The following is a 16,306-nucleotide window of genomic DNA, read 5'->3' as shown; positions in this document are numbered from 1 at the left end:
TTCTCCGGGTGGGCTTCAGGTCGGTTTTTAAGTCAGTGCTCAGCCAATGTGGGCGATGCTGGCGATCTCGATCAGGGCCTCGGGTTTCACCAGGCCGCACTGGATGCAGTAACGGGCCGGTTTCTCGCCCGCGAAGTATTCGGCGTACACCTCGTTGACCTTGGCGTAATCGGCCCAGTCGCGAATCATGATCATGTTGAAGGTGACATCGTCCATTGTCCCGCCAGCGGTTTCGACCACGCTTTTGATGGTTTCCAGCACATGACGGGTCTGGGCGGTCGCATCGCCGACATGCACCACATTGTTGTCCTTGTCGAACGGCAGGGTGCCGGAAACGTAGAGCACGCCATCGGCCATTGAACCCGGCACAAATGGAGCAATGGGCTTGGTGGTGCCAGCGGGAATAATCGCTTTCTTGGTCATGCGTATGTCCTCACGAAGGTTGCCCGACAGGGCTGAAAGTGGTGCAGAAGTCATCGACACTGGAAACCCAGCCGAAGAAGGTTTCGATGTTGAACAGCGCGGCTTGCTGAGCGAATTCGGGGCCTGCCTGATGGGTTGCATCCGCCAGCACCACGCCGAAGTACTCCAGGTGGAAACCGTCACGCAGGGTGGATTCAACGCAGACGTTGGTGGCGATGCCGGTGAACACCAGATTGCGAATGCCGCGGCTGCGCAACACGCTGTCGAAACTGGAATTGAAGAAGCCGCTGTAACGGATTTTCGGCACCACAATGTCGCCAGGCTGTGGCTTGAGTTCATCGACCAGTTGATAGTCCCATCCGCCTTTGGCCAGCAGTTGCCCTTCGAGCTCCGGGCGCTTGCGCATGGTTTTCAGGGCATTGGACTTATGCCAGTTCGGCGAGCCGGGCCCTCCCGCCTCGACATAGGCCGGGTCCCAGCCATTCTGAAAAAAGATCACCGGGATGCCTGCTGCACGCGCTGCGGCACAGGCCTTGTTGATATTGGCGATAACCGGCCCGGTGCTGCTGACATCGAACCCCGCAAGGTCCAGATAACCCCCCAGCGATGCGTAGGCGTTCTGCATGTCGACGACCACCAGCGCTGTTTCGCCGGGTTTCATGCGCAGCGGCTCGGGACGGGCGGGCAGCACACGGGCGGGTTGCCCGTCCGGCAGGTCGACGCCTGCGACAGTTGCCGAAGCATTCATCAGACCACCTCCTTGAGCTGCGCGATGTGCTTGCGACTGGTCATCAGCGGCTGGATTTTCTCGCCGAAATCCTCGACGCCTTTCACGAAGTCATCGAAGGTCAGCATCACGCCCTGAGTCCCCGGCACACTGGCGACTTCATCGAGCATTCGCGCCACGGTGGCCCAAGAGCCGACCAGCGTGCCCATGTTGATGTTGACCGCCGAGGTCGGGTCGGCCATCTGCCGCAGGTTCGAACCGGCGCTCTTATCCGCCGAGCCCTTCTCGCTCAACCAGGCGATGGCCTCTTCGTCGGCACCGTCCTTGATGTGCTCCCAGCGAGCCCTTGCCGCTTCATCGGTATCGTCGGCGATGATCATGAACAGCACGCAGGAGGTAACGTTGCGGCCGGTCTTTTCGTTGGCTTCGATCAGTTTCTGTGCGGTGGGCGCAAACGCAGTAGGGGTGTTCACGCCCTTGCCGAAGCAGAAGTTGTAATCGGCGTACTGCGCTGAGAAAGCCATGCCTGCTTCGCTTTGACCGGCGCAGATCAGCTTCATGTCGGCCTTTGGACGAGGGCTGACGCGGCAGTCCTGCATGCTGAAATGCTCGCCCTTGAAATCACTGCTGCCGGTGGCCCACAGGTCGCGCAGAACCTGGGCGTATTCGGCCAGGTATTCATAGCGGGTATGGAAGAACTCATCGCCGGGCCACAGGCCCATCTGCTCGTATTCGGGTTTCTGCCAGCCGGTGACCAGGTTGATCCCGAAGCGGCCATTGGAGATCGAATCGATGGTCGAGGCCATGCGTGCCGCGATGGCAGGTGGAATGGTCAGAGTGGCCACGGTGGCGAACAACTGGATCTTGCTGGTCACTGCCGCCAGCCCCGCCATCAGCGTGAAGGACTCCAGGTTGTGCTCCCAGAACTCTGTCTTGCCGCCGAAGCCGCGCAGTTTGATCATCGATAACGCAAAGTCGAAACCGTAGCCCTCGGCCGTCTGCACGATCTGTTTGTTCAGCTCGAAAGTCGGCATGTACTGCGGTGCGTTGCTGGAAATCAGCCAGCCGTTGTTGCCGATGGGGATGAAGATACCGATGTCCATATAAGGCCTCTCTGCGTTGGTCGATGCGTGCAAGAGCACTTGATTCATCTCTTAATTCGCCATTGCATTAAGCGGGCCATAAATTTTTATTGTTTTTATTCAATCGCTTAAAAATAAAACTCATTTTTTGCAGACCATTTGGTCTGAATCAGAGCACTTGGTTTGTGCAGGGCGCACGCAGATGGGGCAGAGCCGACCGGCTGGGTAACCCATATCGACAAAACAGCTGCGCCCGTTAAGATGCCCGCTCATTTCGGCATCACTGGATGGATGTGCGTGAACAAGAAACCTCCTGTGACGGAGCCCGCGAGCAAGCGCGGACGCAAGGTCAAGCCCGAAACCGTGGTCAAGACCACTCGCGAGCCCAGTGCTACTTCCCTGAAGCGGCGCATGCGCCTGATGGAAGGCAAGCGCACGCTGATTCTCGATGCGGCGCTGGAGATATTTTCCCGCTATGGCGTGCACGGCAGCAGCCTGGATCAGGTCGCGAGCCTGGCGGATGTTTCCAAGACCAACCTGCTGTATTACTTCAGCAGCAAGGATGATCTGTACCTCAACGTACTGCGTCAGTTGCTTGAAGTCTGGCTGAGCCCGCTGGTGCATTTCACTGCCGACAAGGAGCCGGTGCAGGCTATCGGTGCCTACATCAAGGCCAAGCTGGAAATGTCTCGCGATCACCCGGCCGAATCACGGCTGTTCTGTATGGAAGTGATGCAGGGCGCGCCGCTGATTCAGGGCGAGTTGCAGCACCCGTTGCGCGACACGGTGCAGGCCAAGGTGGCAGTCATTCAGCACTGGATCGACAATGGCCAGTTGGCCCCGATTAACCCGCACCATCTGATTTTCACCCTGTGGGCGGCCACTCAGCATTACGCCGATTTCCGCACTCAGGTCGAGGCCGTGACCGGCAAGACGCTGGACGACCCGGTGTTTTTCGAAGAAGTGCTGGCGAGCCTGCGCAGCATGATCCTGGACGGCATCCTGCCGCGTACTGCCTGAAAAATTGCGCGGGCCCCGACACGCGCACCCTGGACGCGCAGCGAATGCAGGTCATGCACAAACCAAGTGCTCTGATTCAGACCATTTGATCTGTTCTGCGCGGTGAAATCGAGTCAGGCCGTTGTTCCATAGCGTTTTCCCGGTAGTGGCATGGATGCTGCTACGGCCTGAGAGTCGGCCAGGTGCTGCCCTCATCGGCCATTACCCTCAGGAAAACGTCTATGTACAAGAAACTGTTGCCCGGGACATTGTGTGCGGCTGTAGCGTTCGGGGCCGCCGGCTTCGCTCAGGCCGAGGGCTTGACCCTGAAGGGACCTGCGAAAATCGCCATGGTCTACATTAGCCCGCGCAATGATGGCGGCTGGACTCAGGCATTCGATGAGGCGCGCGTGAAGCTTGAAAAGGATCTGGACACAAAAATCCAGTTCGTTGAAAGCGTGCCCGAGAACGCCGCTGCCATTACCCCAGTGGTCGACCGGCTCATCGCGCGCGGTGCCAATATCATCGTCGGTACTGCATTCGGTTACTCAGATACCTTCCTTGCGCTGGCCAAAAAATACCCTGATGTCGCGTTCCTGAACGGCTCGGGCACCACCAACGCGGCGAACCTCGAATCGTTTTATGGCCGTACCTACGAGAGCCAGTACCTGTGCGGCATGGCCGCTGGTGCTGCGTCGAAAACCGGCAAGCTGGGCTTCGTCGCCGCCAACCCGTTCGGCCAGGTCAACTGGACCATCAACGCCTACGAACTGGGTGCCCGGCAGATCAATCCGAAAGCCACCGTCACTGTGGTTTATACCGGCGCCTGGAATGACCCGGTCAAGGAGCGCGCGGCAACCATGGCATTGATCGACAACGGCGTCGATGTGGTCGGCCAGCACGTCGACAGCCCGACACCGCAGATCGTCGCTCAGGAGCGCGGCATTCATGGCACCGGCCACCATCGGGATCTGAGCGAGTTTGCCCCCAAGGCAACCGTCTGTTCTTCGTTGTGGGTCTGGGACCGCTTCCTGGGGCCAGAGCTCAAAAAGGTCATCGCGGGCAACTGGACCCCGCCTGCCAACGGTGCACTGCTGTCGATGCAGCAGGGCGGCACCGATATCACGCTGAGCAAAGACCCGATCATTTCGAAAGACAATCGCAAGAAGATCATGGCCGAGCGTGACGAACTGCTGGCAGGCAGGAAAATCATCTACAGCGGACCGCTGGCGGACCGTGACGGCAAGGAGCGGGTTGCGGCCGGTCAGCAATTGTCTGACCCGGATCTGTGGAAAATGGACTGGTTTGTCGAAGGCGTGAAGACTCAGCAATGAGTCAGGTCAACGCGCTGCAACTCACTGGCATCAGTAAATCGTTCGATGGCTTCAAGGCGCTGATCGATGCCGACTTCACCGCCTGTTGGGGCGAAGTGCATGCGTTGCTGGGCGAGAACGGTGCAGGCAAGTCATCACTGATGAACATTGCAGCCGGGCTGTACGCACCGGAAACCGGCACGCTGCTGCTGGACGACAATCCGGTTCAGCTTCAGGGGCCCAGGGACGCCAGTCGTTACCGGATTGGCATGGTTCACCAGCATTTCAAGCTGGTGAAGCCCTTTACAGTGGCGCAGAACATTCTGTTGGCGCTGCCTGAGCAACCGGGCGAAGGCAGCTATCGAAAGCGTCTGCGTGCGCTGGAGCAAGAGATTGTCAGCAAGGCGGACGAACTGGGGTTTGCGATTGACCCGGCCCGGACCGTCGACAGCCTGTCGGTTGCCGAGCAGCAGCGCGTCGAGATTCTCAAGGTGCTGCTGGCCGGTGCGCGCATTCTGATCCTTGATGAGCCGACCGCAGTCCTGACCGATCAGGAGGCCGAACGTTTGCTGCTGACCGTTCAGGCCTTTGCGCGGCAGGGCGCTGCGGTGATTCTGGTGACGCACAAGATGGCCGACGTCAAACGCTATGCCGACCGTGTGACCGTGATGCGCGGCGGGCGCACCGTGCAGACTGTTGACCCGCAGAAGGTGAGTGTCGAGCAACTGGTGCAACTGACCGTGGGCGAGTCGGTGCCGGTCGCAGAACATCATTGCGCAACGCCTGGTGAGGTTCGTTTACAGGTACGCGATTTGCGCAGCGTCGGCAGCGGCGCACTCAACGGCGTGAACATGACCCTGCACGCCGGGCAGATCTACGGTATTGCAGGCGTTGGCGGCAATGGTCAGGCCGAACTGGCCAACGCATTGATGGGGCTGCCGCAGGCCACCGAGGGCGAAATCCACATGGCCTCTTTTGGCGACCTGCGCAGTGCGTCGGCTGATCAGCGTCGGCAACTGCGCATCGCTTCCATCCCGGCGGACCGCTACGGCGCGGCGCTGGCCGGATCGCTGTCGGTAGCCGAGAACTTCGGCATCGGCAACATCCATAGCGGGCAATACGGTTCTTTCTGGCGTCTGGGCTACAAGCGCCTGAAACAGGACGCGCAACGCGCAGTGGCGGACTTCGATGTGCAGGGCGTGCGCTCTCTCGATCAGAAAGCTGCACTGCTGTCGGGCGGCAACGCACAGAAACTGGTGATCGCCCGTGAATTCAGCCGCGACCCGCAATTGGTGCTGGTGCATAGCCCGAGCCGTGGCCTGGACGTGCGTGCCACACAGGCAGTGCATGCCCGCCTGCGCGCGGCACGCGATGCAGGCGCTGCGGTGCTGGTGATCAGCGAAGACCTGGACGAAGTATTGAGCCTGGCTGACCGTATCGGCGTAATGAACGGCGGGCGTGTCGTCGCCGAGTTCGATTACCCCGCTGACCGTCAGGCTATCGGCAAAGCGATGGTGAGCCATGAGTGACACAACTGCATTGCAACACACTGTTCCGGCACGCCAACCGTTGCTGTCGCGCCGCTACACGCTGGAACTTCGTCAGCAGACTGGCTGGCCCTTGCAGGCGCTGATCATAGCCCTGGCGTTGCTGGTCGGCCTGGCGATCTGTACCACTATCCTGATTCTTGCCGGGGTGCCTGCTGACGAGTTGCTCAACGAATTCGTCGTTCAAACGGTGTTCGATGCCCAAAACTTCAAGGCTGTGCTGTTTCAGGCGTCGCCGATGATTATGGTCGGCCTGGCCGGGTGCATGGCGTTTCGTGCGCGCTTCTGGAACCTGGGGCTGGAGGGCCAGATGATCTGGGGAGCGATTGGTGCCACGGCGATTTCGCTGTTCCAGGTGGGGCCGGAAGTTCTGCGCCTGCCGCTGATGATGGCGGCGGCTGTGATCTGCGGGTTGCTGTGGAGCCTGGGGCCGGTACTGTTGAAGCTCAAGTGGCAGGTCAACGAGATCATCTCGACCCTGATGCTCAATTACATCGCCGCCAACTTCCTTCTGCATCTGGTTTATGGCAGTTGGAAGGACCCGCGAGACAACTTTCCCTACTCGCCTGCGTTTCAAAGCTTTGAGCGTTTGCCTGATCTGTTTGCGGGGTATAACGCAGCGATCCCCCTGGCGCTGTTGGTCACCGGCCTGACCCTGTGGTTTGTCGGTGTCTCGCGGGCCGGGCTGTACCTGCGCTTCGTCGATGCCAACCCGAAGGTCGCCGGGGCTGTGGGTGTGCCGGTGCGCAAGATGATCATCGGCACTGTGCTGCTTTCAGGTGCACTGGCAGGGCTCGCAGGTTTCGTTGTGACGTCCGGGCAGGAAGGGCGCCTTACCCAGTCGTTCTATCAGGGCTACGGTTTTTCCGGGATTCTCATCGCCTTTCTGGCCCGCAATAACCCGGTGGCCGCCACCGTGGTCGCGCTGCTGATCGCCATGCTGTTCGTGGCCGGGCGCAACCTGCAGGTGTTCTATCAGATTCCGTTTTCGATGGTGCAACTGATCCAGGCAATCCTGGTGATCTGCGTCGCGTCGTCGGACTTTTTCATCCGCCATCGCCTGCGGCGCATTCAGGCAGGAGAACGTTGATGGAGCTTATTTCCCACTGGTTGGGCAGCGCACCGGATTTCGCCGTGCCGTTTGCGCTGGCCGCACTGGGCCTGATCCTCATCGAGCGCAGCGGTGTACTGGCGCTGGGCGTCGAGGGGCTGATGCTGGTCGGCGCATTGGCAGGCATCGGTATGCAGTTGAGCCTGGGCTCGCCTGGTCTTTCGCTGCTGGCGTCGATGGTGGCGGCAGGTCTGGTTTCGTTGCTGTTTGCGCTGATGGTGTTGGTGCTGCGGATCAATCAGGTGATTGCCGGCCTGGCGCTGGTGTTCTTCTGTCAGGGTTTGACCGGGCTGCTGGGTACGCTGCTTGGCTGGACCAACCGGCCAGTCAGCGGCTTGCAGGCGGTCGAGCTGTGGCCGTTGTCCGAGCTGCCTGTGGTGGGCCGGGTCTTTGTGCAGAACCCGTTGGTGTACCTGACCGTGGTGATTTTCATCGCGGTGGTCTGGCTGCTCGATCGTACGCGCACCGGGCTGCGTCTGCGCGCGGTCGGCGAGAACCCGCAGGCCGCCGATGCCGCAGGCATTTCTGTGTTGGGTTACCGCCTGGCGGCAATTGTCGCCGGTTCTGCATTGATGGGGCTGGCGGGCGGCTTCATTGCCGTACTCAGTACCAAGATGTGGATCGCGGACATGACAGGCGGACGCGGCTGGATTGCGGTTTCGCTGGTGATCTTCGCGCGCTGGTCGCCCTGGCGTGCGTTGGCCGGTGCTTTGCTGTTCGGTGGCATCGAGGCGCTGATTCCGCAATTGGCGGCTACGGGGGTGCGCCTGCCTCAGTATTTCGTCTTGATGACGCCCTACGCGGTCACGTTGTTGGTGATGGTCTGGGTGGCAAGCGTCAAGCGTCAATCCAGCAGTCAGCCGGGTGCGTTGGGCGAGCCTTATATTCGTGAGGAACGACGCTGAGCAAAACACGTCAAGCGCCGTAATACGGGCGGTTCAGCAGGGGTTAAGGAATTTTTGACAGCCGGCATGCTCTAATCCGGTTACCAGCGTTCGTCAAAACCAGGAGCTCCTGAATGTTTACCTCGCGTCGTTTGATCATTGTTGCCACCGCCGTAGCCATGCTGTCGGGCTGTGCAACATCCAATCCCTATGACAATCAAGGCCAGGCGCAAAGCTCCGGTGGCATGAGCAAAACAGCCAAGTACGGCGGACTCGGCGCATTGGCCGGTGCAGTAGCAGGTGCCGCCATCGACCACAATCATCGTGGCAAGGGCGCATTGATTGGTGCTGCCGTTGCGGGCGCTGCATCGGCGGGGTATGGCTATTACGCAGACAAGCAGGAAGCAGCATTGCGCGCGAGCATGGCCAATACTGGCGTCGAGGTGCAGCGTCAGGGCGACCAGATCAAACTGATCATGCCGGGTAACATCACGTTCGCAACGGACTCTTCGGCAATCGCCAGCAGCTTCTATTCGCCGCTCAACAACCTGGCGAATTCGCTCAAGCAGTTCAACCAGAACAACATTGAAATCGTCGGTTACACCGACAGCACCGGCAGCCGCCAGCACAACATGGACCTGTCGCAACAGCGCGCACAAAGCGTTGCGACGTACCTGACTTCGCAGGTCGTTGATCAATCGCACCTCTCCGTGCGAGGCGCGGGCCCCGACCAACCGATTGCCAGCAACGCCGATGTCAATGGCCGCGCCCAGAACCGCCGTGTCGAGGTAAACCTCAAGCCGATTCCGGGTCAGCAGTACTGATCAACAACGTTGCGTCGCGGGTTGGTTGAATGCGGGGCAAAGTGGGAGCGAGCTTGCTCGCGAAGGCGATGGCTAAAACGCTAGTTTTGCGGCGGCCTTTATGGCCTTTTCGCGAGCAAGCTCGCTCCCACGAGTCACTATCAATGCTGTGCTGGATACTGCTCATGCAGCCGGTCCAGCAGCCGGTCTTTTTCTTCCCATAGCGCATTGATCCACTGCTGGAATTCCAGGCGGTACTCGCCGTCCTGGTCGTAATTTTTGCCGAGAAACTGCTGCGGGATTTTGATCTCTTCGAAGTGGGCAACCACTTCCCTCACGTTACCGCACAGCAGGTCCCAGTAGCCGGGTTGTCCGCCAGGGTAATGGATGGTCACGTTGATGATCGACTCCAGCTGTTCGCCCATCGCATCGAGCACGAAGGCAATGCCGCCAGCCTTGGGTTTGAGCAAGTGGCGGAAGGGCGAGTTCTGCTGCGCGTGCTTACCGGCGGTGAAGCGCGTGCCTTCTGCGAAGTTGAAAATCCCCACCGGGTTGTGACGAAACTTCGCGCAGGTGCGGCGGGTGGTTTCCAGATCCTTGCCTTTCTTTTCCGGGTGTTTCGCAAGGTACGCCTTGGAGTAACGCTTCATGAACGGAAAACCCAACGCCCACCACGCCAGACCGATGATCGGGACCCAGATCAACTCCTGCTTGAGGAAGAATTTCAACGGACGAATGCGTCGGTTGAGCACGTATTGCAAGACCATGATGTCGACCCAGCTCTGGTGATTGCTGGTGACCAGATACGAGTGTTTGTAATCGAGCCCTTCCAGCCCGCTCAGGTGCCAGCGGGTGTGGCAGAGCAGTTTGATCCAGGCATTGTTGTTGCCTATCCAGGTTTCATGGATGTGGCTCATCAGCCAGTCGGTAAAGCGCTGTGCCGCAGAGAAGGGCAGGCAGATCTTGAGGATCGTGACCGCGAACAGCACCGTGCAACAGACGATGGTGTTCAGCGCCAATAACAGCGATGCGATGACGCCGCGCAACGGGGCAGGCAGGAAATCCATGAAGGAGATGGCTCCGGAAGTTGTCGAAAGCCGCAGATGGGTCTGCGGCATCATGAGTAGGCATCAGGACAGCGTGTCGGCCTGTATCGCCGTCAGTGCGATGGTATAGACGATGTCATCCACCTGTGCGCCACGTGGCAGGTCGTTCACCGGCTTGCGCAGGCCTTGCAGCATCGGGCCAAGGCTTACACAGTCGGCACTGCGTTGCACCGCCTTGTAGGTGGTATTGCCAGTATTGAGGTCCGGGAACACGAACACGTTGGCACGTCCTGCCACCGGGCTGTCCGGGGCCAGCTGTCGGGCGACATGTTCGTTGGCGGCCGCATCATACTGCAGCGGCCCGTCGATCAATAGATCGCGCCGGGTTTCCCGTGCCAGTTGCGTTGCTTCGCGGACCTTCTCCACTTCTTCGCCGCTGGCCGAGTTGCCGCTGGAATAGCTGATCATCGCTACCCGTGGCGAAATGCCGAACGCAGTGGCTGAGTCGGCGCTTTGCAAGGCGATCTCGGACAGCTCGCTGGCACTCGGATGCGGGTTCATGATGCAGTCGCCGTACATCAGCACCTGCTCGGGGAACAGCATGAAAAATACCGAAGACACCAGCGTGCAGCCCGGCGCGGTCTTGATCAGTTGCAGGGCCGGCCGGATGGTGTTGGCGGTGGAGTGAATGACGCCCGATACCAGCCCGTCGACTTCGTCCAGCGCCAGCATTACGGTGCCGATGACCACCGGGTCTTCGAGCTGTTGCTCGGCCATGGGCGCGTTCAGGCTTTTGTTTTTGCGCAGTTCCACCATCGGCGCAACATAGCGCTCGCGAATCAGCTCCGGGTCAAGAATCTCCAGCCCCGGTGTCAGCTCGATACCGTGTGCCTGAGCCACGGCCTGAACTTCCTCGGGTCTGGCCAGTAACACACAGCGCGCGATACCGCGCGCCTGGCAGATGGCCGCCGCCTGAATGGTCAGCGGTTCGTTGCCTTCGGGCAGGACAATACGCTTGTTGGCTGCCTGCGCTCGCTGGATCAGTTGATAGCGAAACACGGCAGGCGACAGGCGCAGCTCGCGGGGTGTTCCGCAGCGCTGGTGCAGCCAGCCGGCGTCCAGATGGCCGGCCACGAAATCGGTGATGTTTTCCGCGCGCTCGCGGTCATCGATGGGGATTTCCTTGTTTAACTGATTGAGCCGGTTTGCCGTGTCATAGGAACCGCTGCTGACCGACAGCACAGGCAGACCGGCCTGGAATGCACCTCGGCACAGTTCCATGATGCGCGGGTCGGGCACGGTATCGCTGGTCAGCAACAGGCCCGCCAGCGGTACGCCATTTATTGCCGCCAGGCTCACTGCCAGAATGATGTCGTCACGGTCGCCCGGCGTCACGACCAGCACGCCCGGCTTGAGCAGTGGAACGGTATTGAGCACCGTTCGGGCACAGATAATGATTCTGGACATGCGCCGCTGATCGTAATCGCCTGCGTTGAGTACCTGCGCGCCTAGCAATTCGGCCACATCACGAGTGCGCGGCGCATTGAGTTCAGCGCGATAGGGAATGCAGCCCAGCAGTCGGAAATCGCCACTGCGCAGCAGTGGAGAGTGCTCTTTCAGGCGAGAGGAGAAGACTTCCATGCTCTCTTCGGTGCGCACCTTGTTGAGTATCACGCCCAGCACCTTCGGGTCCTTGGGGCCACCAAACAGCTGGGCCTGCAATTCGACCCTGCCCGACAGCTCGGCAAGCACTTCGTTTTCCGGGGCAGAGACCAGAATGACGTCAGCATCCAGGCTCTTGGCCAGATGCAGATTGACCCGCGCGGCATAGCTCGCGCTGCGGGTCGGGACCATGCCTTCGACCACCAGCACGTCCTTGCCGACAGCTGCCTGTTGATAAAGATTGATGATCTCTTCGAGCAGTTCATCCAGTTGACCATCGCCGAGCATGCGCTCGACATGCGCCAGCCCCAGAGGCTTGGGCGGCTTCAGGCCGTGGGTGCGGGCCATCAGTTCGGTCGAGCGCTCGGGGCCCAGATCGCCGGGGTGCGGCTGGGCAATCGGTTTGAAAAAACCTACTTTCAAGCCTGCGCGCTCCAGTGTGCGCACCAGGCCCAGGCTGATAGAGGTCAACCCCACGCCGAAGTCAGTGGGGGCGATAAAAAAAGTCTGCATACTGGCTTCTCGATTGAGCAGTGCAAGGGTCGCAGCACATAGGGAACAGCTGCTGACCAAAAAAGTCCGGAAATCGTCTAACGCGATTTCTCTGCGGCAAGACTATCGTTATCTGCGGCGTTAGCACACCAGCCGCAGCGAAAGGCCTGACCTGTCATCTGTTGGCGTTTTATCGGGTCAAGAACCCAGGCTCGCGACTGCCATGGCGGCTGATGGCGCAGGTGCTGAGTGTGGCCGCAGGACAGCACGGCAATCCAGTGCCCTTCTTGATCCTGTTGCAAGTTGATAACAGTTGAACCTTCCATTCTGGGCCGTTTGTCAGAGTTGCGTTCGCTTTCGGGCGATTGCTTGGTTAAACTTGCTCGTTCTTCAATCTTAAGCAAAAGGTCTTGTCCCCATGCCGATCGCCGCCAATAAGGCTGTCTCCATTGACTATACCCTGACCAACGACGCTGGTGAGGTCATCGACAGCTCTGCCGGTGGTGCGCCGCTGGTTTACCTGCAAGGTGCAGGCAACATCATCCCGGGCCTGGAAAAGGCGCTGGAAGGCAAGGACGTCGGTGACGAGCTGAAGGTAGCCGTCGAGCCGGAAGATGCCTATGGTGAATACTCCGCCGAACTGGTCAGTACCCTGAGCGCCAGCATGTTCGAAGGTGTCGACAAACTCGAAGTCGGCATGCAGTTCCACGCATCCGGTCCGGACGGCGGCATGCAGATCGTGACCATCCGCGATCTGGACGGCGATGACGTTACTGTTGACGGCAACCACCCGCTCGCGGGCCAGCGCCTGAACTTCGACGTAAAGGTTGTGGCTATCCGCGATGCCAGTGAAGAAGAAATGGCTCACGGCCATGTTCACGGTGAAGGCGGTCATCAACACTGATTTGTGCTGCTAAGCTCAGGTCACTGAAAAGGCGCCCTGGCTGTTCTGCGATGACGACTTTCGTTACGCGTGCGGTCACGGTGCCTTTTTTCAGGCTGTGGCTTTGGGTTACTTGTTTCAAAAGGGGTTCTCATGAGTGCTTTTCACGACATCAAATTGAAAGCGCTGGGTGGTCAGGAACTGCCGATGGCGGGTTTTAAGAACAAAGTGGTTCTGGTGGTCAACGTCGCGTCCAAATGCGGGCTGACACCGCAATACGCAGCACTTGAAAACCTCTATCAGCAATACAAGGACAAGGGCCTGGAGATTCTCGGGCTGCCGTGCAACCAGTTTGCCGGGCAGGAACCGGGCAGCGAAAAAGAGATCGCCGAATTTTGCGAACTCAATTACGGCGTGACCTTTACGCTGGGTGAAAAACTCGACGTCAATGGCCCTGACCGGCATTCGCTTTATCGCCTGCTGGCTGGCGAAGGCGCCGAGTTTCCCGGGGATATCACCTGGAATTTCGAAAAGTTTCTGGTCGGCAAGAACGGTGGCGTGAGCGCGCGTTTCTCTCCGCGTACTGCACCGGATGATCCCGCAGTGATTCAGGCCATTGAAAAGGCCTTGGCACAAAGCTGATCACCTCGTCGAGGTAGCACCGGGTTAGCGTGTGCTTGCCCGGCTGTCTTGCGCCTTGGCGGCTTTTGCACTCAAATCAGCCAAATCAATAGTACTGGGCCAGCGCTGATGCCCAGCGATATTCTGCGCGCTTGATCCGGCGCTTGTCGCCGTATTGCAATCGACCATTTTTCCGGAGTTTCGCATGTCGGTAGAAGCCTTGTTTACGCCTTTCCGTCTGGGCAGCCTGGAATTGTCGTCGCGGGTGGTGATGGCACCCATGACCCGTTCGTTCTCGCCGGGACATGTACCCAACTCAAAGGTGATCGAGTACTACCGGCGTCGCGCGGCGGCAGGTGTCGGGCTGATTGTCACCGAAGGAACGACGGTCAACCACAAGGCTTCCAACGGCTACCCGAACGTTCCGCAGTTTTTTGGTGATGCGCCACTGGCGGGCTGGCGCAAGGTTGTTGAGGCGGTGCACGCAGAGGGTGGCAAGATCGTCCCGCAACTCTGGCACGTCGGTGCGGTTCGTCGTCCCGGTACCGAGCCGGACGGTAGCGTGCCTGCCTATGGGCCGATGGAGAAGGTCAAGGACGGTCAAGTGCTGGTGCATGGCATGAGCAAACAGGACATTGATGATGTTGTGGCCGCTTTTGCCCAGGCCGCTGTCGATGCCAAGGCGATTGGCATGGACGGTGTCGAAATTCATGGGGCCCACGGTTATCTGATTGATCAGTTCTTCTGGGAGGGCAGCAATCAGCGCAGTGACGAGTACGGTGGCAGCCTGGCCAACCGTTCGCGGTTTGCCATCGAGCTGATCAAGGCAGTGCGCGTCGCGGTAGGGGCGGACTACCCCATCATCTTCCGTTTCTCACAATGGAAACAGCAGGATTACACCGCACGTCTGGTGCAGACGCCCGAGGCGCTGGGCGAATTCCTGCAACCGCTGGCTGACGCCGGAGTGGATATCTTCCATTGCTCTACGCCTCGTTTCTGGGAAGCCGAGTTTGAAGGCTCTGACCTGAACCTCGCAGGCTGGACGCGCAAACTGACCGGTAAACCGACCATTACCGTCGGCAGTGTCGGGCTGGACGGTGAGTTTCTGCAGTTCATGGTCAACACCGATAAGGTCGCACAGCCGGCCAGCCTGGAAAATCTGCTGAAGCGGCTGGGCAACGACGAGTTTGATCTGGTTGCGGTGGGACGTGCCTTGCTGGTCGACCCGGACTGGGCATTGAAAGTGCGTGAGGGGCGCGAGCAGGACATCCTGCCATTCAGTCGAGAGGCACTGACGACACTGGCCTGATCTTATTGGTAGCTGCCTGCCTGGTCTCTTTGGTATTTACAGGTTTTTCGCCCGGGCAGGCCTCACGCAGTTGTCGTTCGAACTGATCGATGATCGCCGTCCAGCCCTGGCGACTGGCGTGTTGACGGGCATTGAGGCGCACCCGGCGCAACGTTTCGCTGTCTTCCAGCAACCAGCGTGCTGCGTCGATGAACGCCGCCTCGTCACCCGGCATGGCCAAGGCCCCATTGTGGCCATGACGAATATGCTGTCCGGCAGCGGCTTCGTCGTAAGCAACCACACCCAGCCCTGAGGCCAGCGCTTCAAGGACCACGTTGCCGAACGTTTCGGTCAGGCTGGGGAACAGAAACATATCTGCCGAGGCATAGTGCATGGCCAGCACTTCACCGCGCTGAGTGCCGCAGAAGATCGCATCCGGGATCTGCTGCTCAAGCTGCTGGCGCTGAGGCCCTTCGCCGACAACAATCAGTTTGATATTACGTTGCGGGTAACTGTCCTTGAGCGTTTCGAAGCTGACTTTGAGCAAGCCCAGGTTTTTCTCGGGTGCCAGGCGGCCGACGTGTATGACGCCGATATCACCTGCTTGCAGGCCCCAGCTTTCGCGCAGAGTCTGCGAACGCCTGGACGGGGTGAACAACTGGCTGTCGACGCCGCGAGACAGCAACTCGATCCTTTCAAAGCCGCGCCGCTCCAGTTCCACCTTCTGGCTGATGCTCGGCACCAGCGTCATGCGCGAGCGGTTGTGGAACCAGCGCAGGTAGTGGGTCAGCAGCCGGGTGATAAAACCCATGCCGTATTGCTGTGTGTACTGTGGAAAGTTGGTGTGAAAGCCACTGATCACCGCTATACCCAGACGCCGCGCTGCCCGTAGCGCCGACAGCCCCAGCGGGCCTTCAGTGGCGATGTACAACACATCCGGTCGACGCCGCTGCCAGCGGCGCAGCAGTTTGTGCATCGAAGACTGACCCCATTGCAACCCTGGATAGCCCGGTATCGGCCAGCCCCGGCACAGCAACAGGTCTTCTGCGGCACCTGCATGGGTCTCGTCATTCTGGCGCGGCCGAACCAGCTCGACCCGATGCCCGCGCAACCGCAACCCTTCACAAAGACGCCCCAGGGTATTGGCAACGCCGTTGATCTCGGGAATGAAGGTTTCAGTAATCAGGGTGACGTTAAGAATTTTGCTCATGAGAGCAGTTTCGGCTGGTTACATTTCGGTTATGTGGCGGTTGTGTGAACTTCAAGTGGCTTCACATCAACCGCCCCGATTCATCTCAATCGGCGATTTTCAGGATCGGCGATTCGCTCCATGGCTGCAGGTTTTGGCAGAAATCTCTGGTCGTCGACCACAGATCTGAGCTGCTCAAGGCTCATGTTTTCCATAAAAAAGGTCGAGCGGGGCTG

16 protein-coding genes are annotated in these 16,306 nt (G+C 59.5%); 9 read left to right on the top strand and 7 right to left on the bottom strand.

Annotation, left to right across the window (positions count from 1 at the left end):
- Window positions 1-39: 39 nt before the first annotated feature.
- Genes rutC through rutA form a run of 3 tightly spaced genes read right to left on the bottom strand, consistent with a single transcriptional unit; the run spans window position 40 to window position 2,253 of the window.
- The gene (rutC, locus tag AC4ANK_RS23615; RefSeq protein WP_002552194.1) at window positions 40-423 is read right to left on the bottom strand and encodes a pyrimidine utilization protein C; all 384 of its coding nucleotides are present in this window, start codon (window positions 421-423) and stop codon (window positions 40-42) included.
- Window positions 424-433: 10 nt separating this feature from the next.
- Window positions 434-1,171, bottom strand: coding sequence for a pyrimidine utilization protein B (rutB, locus tag AC4ANK_RS23610; RefSeq protein WP_002552195.1), 738 nt, complete (start codon window positions 1,169-1,171; stop codon window positions 434-436).
- On the bottom strand, window positions 1,171-2,253 hold the full coding sequence (gene rutA, locus AC4ANK_RS23605) for a pyrimidine utilization protein A (RefSeq protein ID WP_002552196.1): 1,083 nt from the start codon (window positions 2,251-2,253) through the stop codon (window positions 1,171-1,173). The genes rutB and rutA overlap by 1 nt, the downstream gene beginning before the upstream one ends.
- 270 nt (window positions 2,254-2,523) lie before the next feature.
- Between rutA and rutR the strand changes: the two genes are divergently transcribed.
- The 6 genes from rutR (at window position 2,524) to AC4ANK_RS23575 (ending at window position 8,910) form a co-directional block, all read left to right on the top strand.
- On the top strand, window positions 2,524-3,252 hold the full coding sequence (gene rutR / locus AC4ANK_RS23600; protein ID WP_460385142.1) for a pyrimidine utilization regulatory protein R: 729 nt from the start codon (window positions 2,524-2,526) through the stop codon (window positions 3,250-3,252).
- A gap of 221 nt (window positions 3,253-3,473) precedes the next feature.
- Entirely contained in the window at window positions 3,474-4,565 is a 1,092-nt protein-coding gene (locus tag AC4ANK_RS23595) for a BMP family ABC transporter substrate-binding protein (protein WP_002552197.1), read from the top strand.
- Window positions 4,562-6,073, top strand: coding sequence for an ABC transporter ATP-binding protein (locus tag AC4ANK_RS23590; RefSeq protein ID WP_002552198.1), 1,512 nt, complete (start codon window positions 4,562-4,564; stop codon window positions 6,071-6,073). Before AC4ANK_RS23595 ends, AC4ANK_RS23590 begins: the two co-directional genes overlap by 4 nt.
- Window positions 6,066-7,181, top strand: a complete 1,116-nt coding sequence (locus tag AC4ANK_RS23585) for an ABC transporter permease (RefSeq protein ID WP_002552199.1) — start codon at window positions 6,066-6,068, stop codon at window positions 7,179-7,181. The genes AC4ANK_RS23590 and AC4ANK_RS23585 overlap by 8 nt, the downstream gene beginning before the upstream one ends.
- A complete protein-coding gene (locus AC4ANK_RS23580; protein ID WP_002552200.1) occupies window positions 7,181-8,107 on the top strand; it encodes an ABC transporter permease in 927 nt (308 codons plus the stop codon). The genes AC4ANK_RS23585 and AC4ANK_RS23580 overlap by 1 nt, the downstream gene beginning before the upstream one ends.
- Before the next feature lie 113 nt (window positions 8,108-8,220).
- Window positions 8,221-8,910 carry a YiaD family glycine zipper/OmpA-like lipoprotein gene (locus tag AC4ANK_RS23575; RefSeq protein ID WP_002552201.1) on the top strand — a complete coding sequence of 230 codons (690 nt, stop codon included), beginning with the start codon at window positions 8,221-8,223 and terminating at the stop codon, window positions 8,908-8,910.
- A gap of 140 nt (window positions 8,911-9,050) precedes the next feature.
- Here the strand turns inward: AC4ANK_RS23575 and yihG are convergent, their stop codons facing one another.
- From yihG to AC4ANK_RS23560, 3 genes are all read right to left on the bottom strand, one after another.
- Entirely contained in the window at window positions 9,051-9,956 is a 906-nt protein-coding gene (gene yihG / locus AC4ANK_RS23570; protein WP_002552202.1) for a 1-acylglycerol-3-phosphate O-acyltransferase, YihG family, read from the bottom strand.
- Window positions 9,957-10,019: 63 nt separating this feature from the next.
- The gene (gene pta / locus AC4ANK_RS23565) at window positions 10,020-12,110 is read right to left on the bottom strand and encodes a phosphate acetyltransferase (RefSeq protein ID WP_460384355.1); all 2,091 of its coding nucleotides are present in this window, start codon (window positions 12,108-12,110) and stop codon (window positions 10,020-10,022) included.
- Window positions 12,111-12,187: 77 nt separating this feature from the next.
- Window positions 12,188-12,493 carry a DUF3565 domain-containing protein gene (locus AC4ANK_RS23560; protein ID WP_005733216.1) on the bottom strand — a complete coding sequence of 102 codons (306 nt, stop codon included), beginning with the start codon at window positions 12,491-12,493 and terminating at the stop codon, window positions 12,188-12,190.
- 14 nt (window positions 12,494-12,507) lie between these two features.
- On the opposite strand from AC4ANK_RS23560, the gene AC4ANK_RS23555 reads away from it, so the two are divergent.
- The 3 genes from AC4ANK_RS23555 (at window position 12,508) to AC4ANK_RS23545 (ending at window position 14,902) form a co-directional block, all read left to right on the top strand.
- Entirely contained in the window at window positions 12,508-12,993 is a 486-nt protein-coding gene (locus AC4ANK_RS23555) for an FKBP-type peptidyl-prolyl cis-trans isomerase (RefSeq protein WP_002552205.1), read from the top strand.
- A 132-nt stretch (window positions 12,994-13,125) separates the two neighbouring features.
- On the top strand, window positions 13,126-13,614 hold the full coding sequence (locus AC4ANK_RS23550) for a glutathione peroxidase (protein WP_002552206.1): 489 nt from the start codon (window positions 13,126-13,128) through the stop codon (window positions 13,612-13,614).
- A 184-nt stretch (window positions 13,615-13,798) separates the two neighbouring features.
- Window positions 13,799-14,902 (top strand): NADH:flavin oxidoreductase, encoded by a 1,104-nt coding sequence (locus AC4ANK_RS23545; protein ID WP_031595172.1) that lies wholly within the window; start codon window positions 13,799-13,801, stop codon window positions 14,900-14,902.
- Here AC4ANK_RS23545 and AC4ANK_RS23540 read toward each other — a convergent pair.
- Window positions 14,871-16,091 (bottom strand): glycosyltransferase family 4 protein, encoded by a 1,221-nt coding sequence (locus tag AC4ANK_RS23540; protein WP_002552207.1) that lies wholly within the window; start codon window positions 16,089-16,091, stop codon window positions 14,871-14,873. The genes AC4ANK_RS23545 and AC4ANK_RS23540 overlap by 32 nt on opposite strands.
- Window positions 16,092-16,306 lie beyond the last annotated feature (215 nt).

This window comes from Pseudomonas sp. Pmew2 (assembly GCF_058129885.1).
This window is presented reverse-complemented; position numbering and strand designations above follow the sequence as displayed.

Coding starts and splice junctions, on each gene's coding strand:
- rutC (WP_002552194.1), bottom strand. CDS start 423: ATGACCAAGAAAGCGATTATTCCCGCTGGCACCACCAAGCCCATTGCT.
- rutB (WP_002552195.1), bottom strand. CDS start 1,171: ATGAATGCTTCGGCAACTGTCGCAGGCGTCGACCTGCCGGACGGGCAA.
- rutA (WP_002552196.1), bottom strand. CDS start 2,253: ATGGACATCGGTATCTTCATCCCCATCGGCAACAACGGCTGGCTGATT.
- rutR (WP_460385142.1), top strand. CDS start 2,524: ATGTGCGTGAACAAGAAACCTCCTGTGACGGAGCCCGCGAGCAAGCGC.
- AC4ANK_RS23595 (WP_002552197.1), top strand. CDS start 3,474: ATGTACAAGAAACTGTTGCCCGGGACATTGTGTGCGGCTGTAGCGTTC.
- AC4ANK_RS23590 (WP_002552198.1), top strand. CDS start 4,562: ATGAGTCAGGTCAACGCGCTGCAACTCACTGGCATCAGTAAATCGTTC.
- AC4ANK_RS23585 (WP_002552199.1), top strand. CDS start 6,066: ATGAGTGACACAACTGCATTGCAACACACTGTTCCGGCACGCCAACCG.
- AC4ANK_RS23580 (WP_002552200.1), top strand. CDS start 7,181: ATGGAGCTTATTTCCCACTGGTTGGGCAGCGCACCGGATTTCGCCGTG.
- AC4ANK_RS23575 (WP_002552201.1), top strand. CDS start 8,221: ATGTTTACCTCGCGTCGTTTGATCATTGTTGCCACCGCCGTAGCCATG.
- yihG (WP_002552202.1), bottom strand. CDS start 9,956: ATGGATTTCCTGCCTGCCCCGTTGCGCGGCGTCATCGCATCGCTGTTA.
- pta (WP_460384355.1), bottom strand. CDS start 12,110: ATGCAGACTTTTTTTATCGCCCCCACTGACTTCGGCGTGGGGTTGACC.
- AC4ANK_RS23555 (WP_002552205.1), top strand. CDS start 12,508: ATGCCGATCGCCGCCAATAAGGCTGTCTCCATTGACTATACCCTGACC.
- AC4ANK_RS23550 (WP_002552206.1), top strand. CDS start 13,126: ATGAGTGCTTTTCACGACATCAAATTGAAAGCGCTGGGTGGTCAGGAA.
- AC4ANK_RS23545 (WP_031595172.1), top strand. CDS start 13,799: ATGTCGGTAGAAGCCTTGTTTACGCCTTTCCGTCTGGGCAGCCTGGAA.
- AC4ANK_RS23540 (WP_002552207.1), bottom strand. CDS start 16,091: ATGAGCAAAATTCTTAACGTCACCCTGATTACTGAAACCTTCATTCCC.